This is a genomic window from Halogeometricum limi (genome assembly GCF_900115785.1).
Lineage (GTDB): Archaea > Halobacteriota > Halobacteria > Halobacteriales > Haloferacaceae > Halogeometricum > Halogeometricum limi.
Genome location: NZ_FOYS01000001.1, coordinates 328,616 through 340,857, shown reverse-complemented (window position 1 = coordinate 340,857; position 12,242 = coordinate 328,616). Strand labels below are relative to the sequence as shown.

Below are 12,242 nucleotides of genomic sequence, written 5' to 3'. Positions count from 1 at the left end.
CGCGCGCGGAGAGAACGGCGAAGAACCGTCAGAACAGGTCGGTCGAGGCGCTCATCGTCTCGGCGAGCGCCTCGCGTTTCTCGACCAGTGCGTCGCTTCCGAGCGACTGCGCCGCGTCGCGCCGCGTCGCGTCGGCGAGTTCCGGAATCGGGTCGTGCGTCTCGACGTACGCCGCGAGAGAGAACTCCGCGTCGTCCGCACCAGTGAGTTCGAGCGCGTCCGCGCGCGAGAGTCGACCGGTGAGCCAGTCGCGGAGTATCCGCCGGGCCGTCGGCGCGAGCGGTGTGACCCCCTCGATGCCCGCGCGGTGGAGCACCTTCGCCGCCGTCACGGGCGCGACGACCGCCGCGCGCCCGGCGTCGCCGGCGCTCTCCCCGGCCGCGTGCCGTTCGAGGACGGTCGCCGCCGCTTCGGGTGTGCACGGCAACTCGTCCGCGTGTTCGCGAAGTCGAGCGTCTAGGTCGACGCCGGTGTCGTCCACCGTCGCGACGCCGCGTTCGTCCTGTCTGGTCGTCGTCACCCCCACGTCAGATGCGATATCGGCCAGTCCCATTACTCGCTGCTACTTCGACATCCCCGTAAACGTTTTTGGTCGATATCGTTCGTGAGAACGAAACCTACCGGTCACCGGTAGGTTGTACCCGCCCGAATCGGAGTCCGAAGGGTGAATTCTCCCGTGTTTAAATACTCCATCGGGCCCGAGTTTCAATTGTGATGAGTGAAGCACGCTCCGCCGACGACGCGACGCCGACGAACACCTGCCCCGAATGCGACGGCCGCCTGCGCGCCGACGGATCCGAGACGGTCTGCGGCGACTGCGGACTCGTCGTCGACGAGTACCACATCGACCACGGTCCCGAGTGGCGCTCGTTCGCGGACGACGACCGGAACCCGAAACGCACGGGCGCACCGCTCACCCGGTCGCGTCACGACCGCGGCCTGTCGACCGAAATCGGCCGGTCGACCCGTGTCAAGGGTCGCAAGCGCCGCCGACTCGCCCGCATGCGTCGTCAGCACAACCGCGCTCGAATCTCCACCAAACGCGAGCGAAACCAGGTGTACGCGTTCACCGAGATTCGCCGCCTGACGAGCGCTCTGTCGCTCCCGGACCGTATCCGCGACCACGCCTGTTCGCTGTTCACGTCGGCGCAGAACGAAGACCTGCTCTGCGGTCGCTCGCTCGAAGGCTTCGCCGCCGCCTGCGTCTACGCCGCCTGCCGCGTCGTCAACGTCTCCCGGACCGTCGGCGAAGTCGTCGCCGAAGCGAAGGCGACGGAGGCCGAACAGACCGCCGCGTACGACGCGCTGAACCGTGACCTCGGCCTCCCCGTCGGCCCCATCGACCCCGTGGAGTACGTCCCGCGCTTCGCGACTCGACTGGACCTCTCGCGCGACGTCGAGTCCCGCGCCCGCGAGTACGCGACCGAGGCCGCAGAGTCCGGCCTCGCCGTCGGTCGAAACCCGAGCGGCGTCGCCGCCGGTTGTCTCTACACCGCCGCGCGCGACTTCGACGCCGGCGTGACGCAGGCCGACGTCGCCGACGTGGCCGACGTGACTCCCGTTACCCTCCGGAAGACGTACGTCGCACTCCGCGACGAAGAATGAGCGACCGACACCACGCCGCACGCTGACCGCCGACGACCGAACGAGTCTGTTTCTCCGGAGCGAGTCCGTCACCGTCCGAGCGACGCGTCGGCCGAGAACCGACGGTCGCGCGAGAGCGTCGCCTCCGCTTCGGTCCCGAAGAACCTCAGACCGTCGAGCAACGGTCGACCGCACGCGCGAGCGACGAGACCGCTCGTCCGGCGCGACTGGTCGGAGCGACGCGGCAGACGGGACGACCCGTCTCGACGGCGCGGCCGACCCGCGGGTCGGTGGGGACGCTGACGACGGGTGCGCCGAGAACGTCCTCGAACACGGCCTCGGGTGCGTCGCCGACGACGCGGTTGACCGCGACGGCGACGAGGCCGGCGTCGAGTTCGCGCGCCAACTCGCGCGTTCGGACGGCGTCGGCGAGGGCGTACTCCTGCGGCGAGGCGACGACGACGCAGGCGTCGGCGGCCGCGAGTGGGACGCCCGCGTCCGCTCTCATCCCGGCGGGGCAGTCGACGACGACGGTGTCGTAGGCCGCTTCGACCGCGCGGAGGGCCTCGCCCAACCGTCGGACGTCGGCGGCGCGGGCACCGGCGAGCGAGCGACCGCACGGGAGAAGTCGCACCGGTCCGCCCTCGCGCACGGCTTCGACGGCGTCGGCGCGGCCGCCGAGGACGTCGTGGAGGTCGGGTCCCGGTCCGGTCGGCAGGTCGGCCATGCCGACGTCCGCGTCGACGACGACGGCGTCCAGCGCCGCGCCGAGTTCGAAAGAGAGCGTCGACTTGCCGACGCCGCCTTTCCCGCCCGTCACCGCGAGTATCACAGCGCCTCCGCGAGGGCGTCGACGGCGGGTTCGGGGTCCGTCTCGGCGAGTCTGTCGGCGAGAGCGGTAGCCCGTCGGGCGAACGACCGAAGCGCCGCCTCGTCGGCGTCGACGGCGGCCGGGAGGGCCGAGATATCCGCGTCGGTCTCTAACACGGCGGCCGCGTCGGCGGCAGTCGCGTCCGTCAGTCGTTCCGCCCGCGCGGCGCGCGACTCGACGTTCGCGAGCCACGACTCGACCGGGTCGACGCGTTCGGAGGCGCGATTCGCCGAGGGCGACTCCGCGAACTCGTCGACCGTCGCCGCGTCGCTCTCGGCGTCGTCGTGCCGTCGAGACTCTCGGTCGGGAACGCACCGGTCGGCGTTCGAATCACGCGTCGGTACCGCGTCGCCGGACGCCGGTACGGCGTCGGCAGATGTCGGCACCGCGTCGGCGGGCGGGCGCGCCCGGCCCAACCGTCGAACCGCCGCGGCTTCGAGGTCGGTCCCCGACTCGCCGTCCACGCGGCCGAGGGACTCGACCGAGACGGGGTCCGCACACGCTTCGACGACGGGACAGGCGTACCCGAACGTTCGTTCGCTCTCCGCGTCGACGACGCCGACGAACCCCTCCTCGTCCCACCCGCGTTCGGGAACGCCTTCACGTCGCGGCGGAAGCACCGGTCCGGAGAGTGTGTTTCGCACGCTCACTCGGCGGTCGACGGCGGCGTCGTTGCGGACGCGAACCGTCACCAGCGTCGTTCCGGCGGCGACGTCCGTCGTACAGTCGTACTCCATGCGCGGTCTGGCCGCGCGATGACGGATAAAGAAGAGGGACCGGGAGTCAGCAGACGACGAGTGGTCCGCGGAGGTATCGCGCGAGAGTCGCAGCGTTCTCGAACCGTTCGGCGACGGTGGCCTCGACCACGACGGGTGCACGAAGCGGCGCGACGCGGGCGAACGCGAGTGCGGCGGCGACGGGTTCGCCGTCGTACCCGCCGGGTTCGTCGCCCGCGTCGGCGTCGAACGCGTCGGGGAGTGCGGTCACGGCCCCGCCGAACTCCTCGTAGACCGTCTCCGCGAGCGACCGCCGAATCGTCCGCCGAAGGTTCGCGATTCGGTCTTCGAGTCGCATCCGTCGTTCCCGACTGTCGCGCGCGGCCCGCGCCTGCGTCTCCTGCACGTCGAGACGCTGTCGGGCGGCGACGCGCTCTGTCGCCACCTCCGAGAGCCGTCGCATCGTCTCTTCGAGTTCCCGTTCGACCGCTTCCGCGTCCGCCCCGGCGTCTCTGGTCGCCTCCAGACGGCCGCGAATCGTCGCGGCGCGTTCACGGAGACGCTCGGTCTCCGCACCGGCCTCGGCCGCCCGACGACGGGCCGTCGTCAGGTCTTCGGGCGCCGGTGCCGCCGTCTCCGCCAACTCGTCTCGAACGTGTGCGAGCGTCCGCTCTTCGGAAGCGGTGTGACCGCGTGTCCGAGCGAGCGTCGCCAGCGCACCGTACCGGTCGAACGACATCTCCCGAGAGAGCAGGTCCGCGAACCGGTGACACCGCGTCGGTGCGGGGCAGTAGACGCGGGGCACGTCGGGTTCTAGAGGAAAGCCCGAACGAATCGACCGGCGAACCGTCGCAGCGTCCCCCGACCGCTCGACGTCTCGAAGGTCGACGACGCGCCCGACGTGCGCCGTTCCGTCGGGAAGACGGACGCGAACCGTCGTCACAGCTCTCTGTCACGCATCGTCGACGACCGGGGGTGGTCCGTCCCGGCCGCGAACTTGTCGTACGGCGTACTCGGCGTCGCGCGCGACTCGTACGCCGTCGCCGCCTCGCGTACCGCCTCGGGCACGTTCGCGAACTCGTTGAACGGTTCGGTTCGCTGGACCTGCACGTCGTGTGCGTGCTTCTCGCGGAGCCGACACGCGAGGAACGCGCCGAACTCCGTCTCTTCGAGGAGCGCGGCCCGCCCGAACCTCCGGACGACCGTCTCTTCGTGCGTTCGGCAGACGTTTCGGAGCGTCTCACGGGCGGCCCGCGAGTAGGTCACGACGAGCAACACGGCGAGACGACGTTCACGTGTCGGCAAAAGTCTCTCGGAGAGACGAGAATCGTGTCGTAGAGGCTACAGACGACCGACGTCGAAGTCGAGGGTGCCTCGTTCTTCCTCGAGCAAGTCGTGGACCTTCTGGCGTGCGTCCGTCTCGTTCGCTGCGACGACGACGAGGCCGTGTGCGCGGCCCTCGCCCGTCGCCTGATAGGGCGCGAGTCCGTCCGCACCCTCGAAGTCGGTGGCGTACGTTCTGAGGACAGTCACGACGCGTTGTTCCGTCGCGGCGAGGTCGGACTCGCCGGACTCGAAGTCACGGAGGGCGTCTTCGACGTTGCGAAGCGCGGAGATTCGGTCCATCTGCGTCGGTGTGATTTCTGCATCGTGATACAAGAACCCTCGTGCTTCTCGGACTGTCCGCCGACCGACGGCCGTTCGGATCGAGTGTCGATATCGGTGCCGTTGTTGTATATTTATCTACACATTTCGAGAGAATCGGCAGATTAACAAGTTCGTTCGTGATACGCGAGCTAATGACTGTCAGGGACACCTCGAAGAGCGACGAATCGACAGCGGACCGAAACGAAGCCGACGCGAGCGAAGACGACGTCGGCGCGAACGACTCGGACGGGTTGGACACGCGGGCGATACACAGCGGACGGGAGAACCCGAACGACGCGCTCGTCACGCCCATCTACGCGAACGCGACGTACGAGTACGACTCCTCGACCCGACTCGGCGGGGAGTACCGTTACTCGCGGATGGACGCGCCGACGCGCAACGACCTCGAAGCGGTCGTCGCCGACTTCGAGGGCGGCACGCACGCGAGCGCGTTCGCCAGCGGGATGGCCGCCATCGACGCCGTCTTCTCGCTTCTGGAGTCGGGCGACCACGTCGTCGCCGGAAAGAGCCTCTACGCGGAGACGTACGACCTCCTCGCGGACGTCTACCCGAAGTACGGCGTGTCGGTCAGCCACGTCGACGTGACCGACCCCGACGCGGTTCGAGACGCCATCAGAGAGGACACCGCATTGGTCTACGTGGAGACGCCGACGAACCCGCTCCTCCGAATCGTCGACATCGCGGCCGTCGCCGACGCCGCGCACGCCGCGGACGCCCTCCTCGCCGTCGACAACACGTTCGCCTCGCCCGCCCTGCAGCGACCGCTCGAACTCGGCGCGGACCTCTCCGTGGAGTCGCTGACGAAGTACGTCGGCGGCCACTCGGACGCCATCGGCGGGTCGGTGGCGACGCGGGACGCCGACCTCGCGGCGGAGATATCTCGGACGCAGTACACCCGTGGAGCCATCCTCGGCCCGTTCGAGTCGTTCCTCGTCCGTCGCGGCGCGAAGACGCTGCAGGCGCGGATGGACCGCCACTGCCGCAACACGCGGGCCGTGGCGACGACGCTCGATAGCCACGAGGCGGTGGACACCGTCCACTACCCCGGATTCGAGAGCCATCCCGGACACGAGGTGGCCGCGCGGCAGATGGCCGACTTCGGCGGGATGGTCGCCTTCGAACTCGCGGGCGGCGTCGACGCCGCCACCTCGTTCGTCGCCGGACTGGAGACAATCACCATCGCCGAGAGTCTCGGCGGCGTCGAGAGTCTGGTGGAGGTGCCGGCGGCGATGACCCATCAGGACTTCACGAAGGCAGAGTTGAAAGACGCCGGAATCGACCCCGGACTCGTCCGGTTGAGCGTCGGTATCGAACGCGAGGACGACCTGGTGGCGGACGTACGGCGAGGGCTGGACGGAATACTGTAAGAGAGAGCGTCGAATTCAGCGCGTTCGAAGACGGTGCGACGGCGATGCGGTACGGAACCCTACGTCGTCCGCAGGTGGTCCGTCCGCGGTTCGTACACCTCGCCCTTCCGGCGGAGGTTCTCTATCTCCTGTTCGGCCTTGGTCTCGTCTAAGTTGAGGTCGGTCGTCGCGCGGGCGATGACCTCCTCGACTGGCGCGCCCTCCTCGTACTCGTCTTCGATGTCGCTGATGAGCTGTTTGAGGTTCTTGATGCGGTCGCGCTGGTTCTTCGAGGTGCCCGTCTCGACGATGTCGGCGTCGAACTCGCCCGTCTCGGGGTCCATCCCGATGTCGCGCAGGCAGGACTCGACGATGTTGGTGACGCGGACGGCGTCTTCCTCCATCACCTTGTCAGAGAGGCGGACTCTCGCAGAGGCCTCGGAGAGACGTACGAGCGCTTCGAGTTTCCGGGCCGTCACGGGGACCGGAGAGTCGTCGTCGGCCCCCTTCGCGCGGAAGTTGACGTAGAAGTCGCGGATGATTTGCTTTGCCTCGTCGGTCATCGTCGGGTAGCAGTTGCGCTTCGAGTAGGCGATGTACTTGCGCAGAAGTTCCGCGTCGATGGCGGGCGCGACCTCTTCTGTGACCGAGTTCACCTCCTCCTCGGTGAACTCGGAGTTGGCTATCTTCGTCCGCTGGGTGTGCAGTTCTCCCGCGTAGTTCGTGTTGAGGATGTGGTCCGCGAGTGCGGCGTCCGTCTCGGGGTCCGGGTCGTCCGTCACCGTGAAGATGAGGTCGAACCGCGAAATGAGCGCGGGTTCGAGGTCTATCTGCTCGCCGATGGGTTCGTACTGGTCGAACCGTCCGTACTTGGGGTTCGCCGCGCCGAGCAGCGAACATCTGGACTTCAGCGTCGCGTTGATACCGGCCTTCGACACCGAAATCTGCTGTTGCTCCAGCGCCTCGTGCATCGCAGAGCGGTCCTCGGAGTTGTGGACGACCATCCCGTTGGCGACGAAGTTGTGCGTCCCCTCGACGGTGAGGTCGTAGACTTTCGCCTCCGAACGCGACTCGATTGCGTCGAGCAACCGTCGAACCTCGCTCCGGACGGTCGAGATTCGGGCGAGCGCCACGGCAGCGACGTCGTCGAATCGGTCCGTCTCGACGACGCCGTTGAACCACCGAGAGACGGTCGAAGCCGCGACATCGAGGTCACGTGCGACGTCGGCGAACGAGACGCCGTGTCGCTCCAGTTCCGCGCGGAGTTCGCCCCACTCCTCCGCCGATGGCTCAGTGTCGAGGAGCGTCCGAGCACGTGCGACGGCGGCGTCCGTCTCGACACCGAGGTGGTCGGCGAGTTCGTGCGTCAGGACTCCAATCCGGTCGTCTGCGTACTCGGAGTCGACCGTCTCGACGGACTCCACTCGTCGCCACTTGACGTCGCCTCGGACGAGCTGTTCGAACGGTTCGAGGTTCGTCGCGGCGACCGACTCGATAATCTCGTGGAGTCGGTCGGTCACGACCGTCTGGAGCGCGTCGCTCGTTCCCCACCCGTTCGAGACCTGTTGCTGGCTGAACGTCGTTCCGTTCGCCAGTTCGGACTGAGAGACGTGGTACCGTTCGCGGAGCGTCGAGAGCGTCTCCCAACCACACGACGTCGCGAGCGACGCCGCGTCCGACTCGGCCCGCGATGCTCTGTGCTCGAACGCGCGGAGTATCGTTCGGGCGCACGAGAGCGAGACGTTCGCGTCGCCGTTCTCGAAGTTGCAGTACGTGGCGTCGGCGAGCCCGCACTCCGAAACGTACAGGCGGAGCGAGTCTCGGAGCGACGACAGTAGCGGGCCGCAGTTCGGTATCACATCGAGGACGGTTCGGTCGCCGGAGGCGGATTCACAGACCGCTTCCAGCGCGGACTGCTTCCGAGAGAGCGTGAATCCGACGTGGTGTTCGAACCGTCGAAGCGAGTCCGCGGCCGTAATCGCGAGCACGAACAGGTCGCGCTTGCCGTCTCGTTCGCGGTGCTGAATCTGCGTCGTCACGTCGAACTCCAAGAGGAGGCTCTTGATGCCCGCGAGGAGTTCGTAGCTCGACGAACTGATTTTCACGTTGCCGGTGTCCGTGTCGACGGTGCCCTCGCTGTCGGCCATCGCGCGAACGAACGCGGCCTTCGTCGCCGTCGACGACGCCGAGACGGCGGTCGGGAACGCCTTCTCGTCGTAGACTTCGAGGTTCATGCCCGCGTCGACCACGGCGTCTGCGTACTCGCGTCCGGGAAGTCGGACGGTCTCGACGCCGTCGTTTCGCTTCTCGCTCGACGGGCGAATCGGTGTCGCGTCGAACGCGTCACGACAGGCCCGCTCGAAGTCCGAGAGCAGTTGTTCTTCTTTGTTTGTGAACCGAACGCCGTAGACGCCCGCCTCGCGGTCGTAGTAGACGTTTCCGTCACCAGAGAGGTAGCCGAGGACCGCCCCGAACGCTGGCGAGAGCGCGTCGCTCTCGTCGACGCCGTCTGCGGAAGCCGTCGAGTCGTTCGTCTCGACCGGCGAGTCGGCGGCCGCGACGCCGCCGTCCGTCGCCCGCTGCGAGAGGTGTCGCGGGACGTACACCCATTCACCGGGAGCGACGTCCGTTGCGGGTTTCTCCACGCGCTCTCCGTCTTCGAAGACGAAGAACGGGTGGTCGTGAACCGCGGTCAGGCGCTCGCCGGACTGGAGCGTCACCTGCGTCAGGTCGTCCGGCGCGTCGTACTCGTGGATGGCCGTGACGGGCCGTTCGACGACTCGCCCGTCCTCGGTCATCGTCCACGCCTCGGCGTCGACGTCGCGAATCGTCCGACCGTTGGGAAGCGCCTCGACCGCTCCCGCCTCACTCGCTTCGTGAGCGAGTTCGCCGATACGGACGACGCGTCCGTCGGCGAGATGGACGAGCGTCTCACCGGTCACACAGCGCATCTTGTCCAACTCGTCCACCGCGGCGATGCCCTTGTCCGCGAGGACGAGAGCACCGGCTTCGAGCGTCCACTGCTGGCCGTCGCCGAAGTCGTCGCGAACCGCGGCGGCCGTGTTGTGGGTCACGATACCGTTGCCGACGAAGTTGTGCGTCTCGGGCACCGTCAGGTCGAACACTTCTTTCTCGCCGACAGACTCCGTGTCCACGACCCGGTCCCAGCGGAGGTCCGCCTCGACGACTTCGCGAACGTCGGCGTCCGCGGGTCCGAGGTCGACGGTTTCGATGATCTCTCTCGCCCGTCCGCGCCCCGGATCGTCGTCGCGGGTGACGTTGGTGTGGTAGTCGCCACCCGCGCCGTCGGTCGCGAGCAGCGCGGACCCGACTGGAACACGCTCCTCTCGCCGCTTCGCGTCGTTCGTGATCCGTCCGAGCGCCTCTCGTTTCGCTTCGACATCGAATCCGATCTCGGCCGCGTATCGCTCGATGTTCGCGCCGTACATCTCGACGAAGTGCTGGACGTGTTTCGACTCGATGGTCCGCCCGTCTTCGAGTTCGTACGTCCCCCGACGGTCACGTTCGCGTCGGCGCGCGCGGACGCCGTACGTCTCCAGCATCAACTGCACCTGTTCGGCGAGCGATTCGCTGATCGTCGAGACGAGGACGCTCGACCCGCCGCCGTCGCGGGCCGAAACCGAACCGTCGGCGTCCATGAATCCGCGGAGGAACGCGTCGGCGTGGGCGGCGGTCGTCAGTTCGGATGCGAGTTCGAGACCGACTTTCGGCGTCTGCATCCCGGCGTTCGCGAACAGGCGTGCGATAGTCGCACTGTTCACGCGGATACACGGCACCCGACCCTCTTGGCGTTCTATCTCCGGGCGCTTGTCGAACTTGTCCGCGAAGATAGTTTGCGCCCGCGCTAACAGCGCTTCGTCGCCGTTGGAGAGACGGACCAGCCCGCGGTTGCCGCCGCGTCGGTCGAGCGAGATGTCGCCATCGCCGAAGACCAACCCGAGGAGGTACATGAGGTCTTCGTCGAACGTCTCCGGAAGGGCGATACTGTCTCCGTGACGGAGCATCGCTCGGTCGAAGTCGACGTCGTCGCGGGTCAACTCGACGGCGTCGAGAATGCGGTCGAGTTTCGAGAGTGGGACGTGGCGGTTCCGAAGCGAGTCGTAGACGAAGTCCTCCGAGAGGTCCAGTTCCGACGCCGCGGCGCGCAGGTGTCCGAATCGGTCACAGAGCGCACTGCGGAGACGTTCGACGGAATCGTCCGCCAGCCTCACCTTCTCTGTCGTGAGTTCGAGGAACGTCCTGACGGGGACTTCCGACCGGTCGAGGTCACCGTACTTCGGGACGGCGACGTACTGTCCGGGTTCGACGTCGGATGCGTCGACCCACTCCAGTCCGTGCTCGCCACACGTCAAGACGGGAGTGTTCTCCGACGTCGTCAGCCCCTTTCCGTGTGCGGTCTCGATGCGTCGACACGGTTTCTTCGGCATCCGCCAGACGTGAGACGACTGCCTCTCGGCCATCGTTCCCGTGGTTCTGTCGAACGTCTGGAGTCCGACCCGCTTCTCCGCGCTCTCGTCCGCAGAGACCGGGTCGGGATGGTCGTCGAGAGCGAGGTCGCGTATCTCGCGGAACCCGTCTTCGGTGTGAATTCGGGTATCGCCCGTCACGCAGAGACCCGCCGAGGAGGACCCCTTCCCCGACGTGTACACCGACCGAGGCGCGATATGTCTGATATATGACAACATCTGGCTCTTCCCTGTTCCCGGGTCCCCTATCAACAGCATGTGCAGGTCGCCGCGAATCCGAGACCCGTCGGGCAGGTGCTTCGTCACGCCCGAGAACAGTTGGAGAATCATCGCGAGTTTCTCCTGTTCGTAGCCGTAGATGGACGGGGCGACGGACCCGACCATCATGTCGTAGATGTCCTCCTCGTTCGAGAGTTCGACGATTTCGGCGACGTCCTCCTCGGAGATGTCCATGTCCTCGAACTCCTCGTCCTCTATCTCGATGGCTACCCCGTCCATGTAGAGGTCGAAGATGGGCGTCTTCTCCTGTCCGGACGTCTGCTGTTCGATGTGGAGGACGCCCGTGACGACGACGTGGTCGCCCGCTGTCACCCGGCCGGTGATGTCGTCTTCGACGTCGATGTCGATGCTCTGCGGCGTCTCGCCGCCCCGCAGGCCCTCGGGGCTCTCTTGGACGCGCAGTTTCTGCGAGTCGACGAACTCGGACTGGTCGAAGTCGACGTGGAACGGTCCCTGTCGCTCACAGCCCTGACACTCGTGCGGTTCCTGGAACCCGCTGTCGGTCTGCGGGATGTACGTCATCGTCCCGCAGCGTTGGCACTCGAACGCCGCCTCCGTAATCTTCGGGCGCACGTCCGTCGCCTTCCGGACGATACCCTGCACGGAGACCATCCGTCCGATGTGGTCGTCGTGGACGCGGATGTTGCGGATGTCGACCGACTCCGGGAGGTTTCGGAGACGGACGTGCGCCCGCCCGAGTTTCACGTCCACCGGGAGGTCGTACAGTCGAAGCGCCTCCTCGGCGTACTCGCGTATCTGGTCGGGTTTCTTCCGATAGTCCTCCGCTAAGTCCTCGTCGAAGCGGAACAGGTCGTCGTAGTCGACGTACAACGACCGCTGTTCGTTCGGATATCGCTGCGCGAGTCGACCGATGTCGTCGCTGTAGTACTTCCTGTAGAACTGTATGAACCGTTCGGTGAGGTCCACGTCCGGGTCCTGCGGGGCCTGCGCCATCGAACCGGAGTAAGTGCTTCATCCGGTAAGAGTCTTCGCTACGGAGAGGAAGTGGTCGGGCGGTCGGGAATCCGAGACGTGAACGCGTCAGGAGGGGACGCGAACTCGCGGCGGAGAAAGACGCCACCCCGGCGCAGGTCAGTCTCGCGTGGCTGCTTCACAAGGACGTGGTCGACGCGCCGATAATCGGCCCGCGGACCGAAGCGCACCTCGCGGACAACCTCGGCGCGTTGGGCGTGTCGCTCACCGACGCGGAGAGAGCGACTCGAAGCGCCGATATTCCCTCAGTGGCCGGTCGAGGGGAAAAACTGAGAAGAAAGTGAGCGGGGACGAGAGG

The 12,242-nt window shown here is 67.0% G+C and carries 9 protein-coding genes and 1 pseudogene; 3 read left to right on the top strand and 7 right to left on the bottom strand.

From position 1 onward, the window contains the following. Positions 1–28: 28 nt before the first annotated feature. Positions 29–553, bottom strand: a complete 525-nt coding sequence (locus BM282_RS01775) for a DUF7858 family protein (protein ID WP_089876213.1) — start codon at positions 551–553, stop codon at positions 29–31. Positions 554–714: 161 nt separating this feature from the next. Here BM282_RS01775 and BM282_RS01770 point away from each other — a divergent pair, with 161 nt between their 5' ends. After that, a complete protein-coding gene (locus BM282_RS01770) occupies positions 715–1,605 on the top strand; it encodes a transcription initiation factor IIB (RefSeq protein ID WP_089876211.1) in 891 nt (296 codons plus the stop codon). A 145-nt stretch (positions 1,606–1,750) separates the two neighbouring features. On the opposite strand, the gene BM282_RS01765 is transcribed toward BM282_RS01770, so the two are convergent. The 5 genes from BM282_RS01765 to BM282_RS01745 all read right to left on the bottom strand — a co-directional run bounded on the left by BM282_RS01765 (position 1,751) and on the right by BM282_RS01745 (position 4,797). Then, positions 1,751–2,416 carry a MinD/ParA family ATP-binding protein gene (locus BM282_RS01765; RefSeq protein WP_089876209.1) on the bottom strand — a complete coding sequence of 222 codons (666 nt, stop codon included), beginning with the start codon at positions 2,414–2,416 and terminating at the stop codon, positions 1,751–1,753. Beyond that, entirely contained in the window at positions 2,413–3,192 is a 780-nt protein-coding gene (locus tag BM282_RS01760; protein WP_089876207.1) for a DUF7857 domain-containing protein, read from the bottom strand. Before BM282_RS01760 ends, BM282_RS01765 begins: the two co-directional genes overlap by 4 nt. A gap of 46 nt (positions 3,193–3,238) precedes the next feature. Further along, a complete protein-coding gene (locus BM282_RS01755) occupies positions 3,239–4,114 on the bottom strand; it encodes a DUF7856 family protein (protein WP_089876205.1) in 876 nt (291 codons plus the stop codon). Next, a complete protein-coding gene (locus tag BM282_RS01750) occupies positions 4,111–4,449 on the bottom strand; it encodes a DUF7855 family protein (RefSeq protein WP_089876203.1) in 339 nt (112 codons plus the stop codon). The genes BM282_RS01755 and BM282_RS01750 overlap by 4 nt, the downstream gene beginning before the upstream one ends. 63 nt (positions 4,450–4,512) lie before the next feature. Continuing rightward, a complete protein-coding gene (locus BM282_RS01745) occupies positions 4,513–4,797 on the bottom strand; it encodes a DUF7854 family protein (RefSeq protein WP_089876202.1) in 285 nt (94 codons plus the stop codon). A gap of 173 nt (positions 4,798–4,970) precedes the next feature. Here BM282_RS01745 and BM282_RS01740 point away from each other — a divergent pair, with 173 nt between their 5' ends. Further along, positions 4,971–6,206, top strand: a complete 1,236-nt coding sequence (locus BM282_RS01740) for a trans-sulfuration enzyme family protein (RefSeq protein WP_089876200.1) — start codon at positions 4,971–4,973, stop codon at positions 6,204–6,206. Positions 6,207–6,265: 59 nt separating this feature from the next. Here the strand turns inward: BM282_RS01740 and BM282_RS01735 are convergent, their stop codons facing one another. Next, complete coding sequence (locus BM282_RS01735) at positions 6,266–11,905, bottom strand: LAGLIDADG family homing endonuclease (protein ID WP_089876198.1); 5,640 nt, start codon at positions 11,903–11,905, stop codon at positions 6,266–6,268. A gap of 98 nt (positions 11,906–12,003) precedes the next feature. Here BM282_RS01735 and BM282_RS01730 point away from each other — a divergent pair. Beyond that, positions 12,004–12,217 (top strand): annotated as a pseudogene (locus tag BM282_RS01730) (aldo/keto reductase); the annotation flags it as partial. Positions 12,218–12,242: the final 25 nt, after the last annotated feature.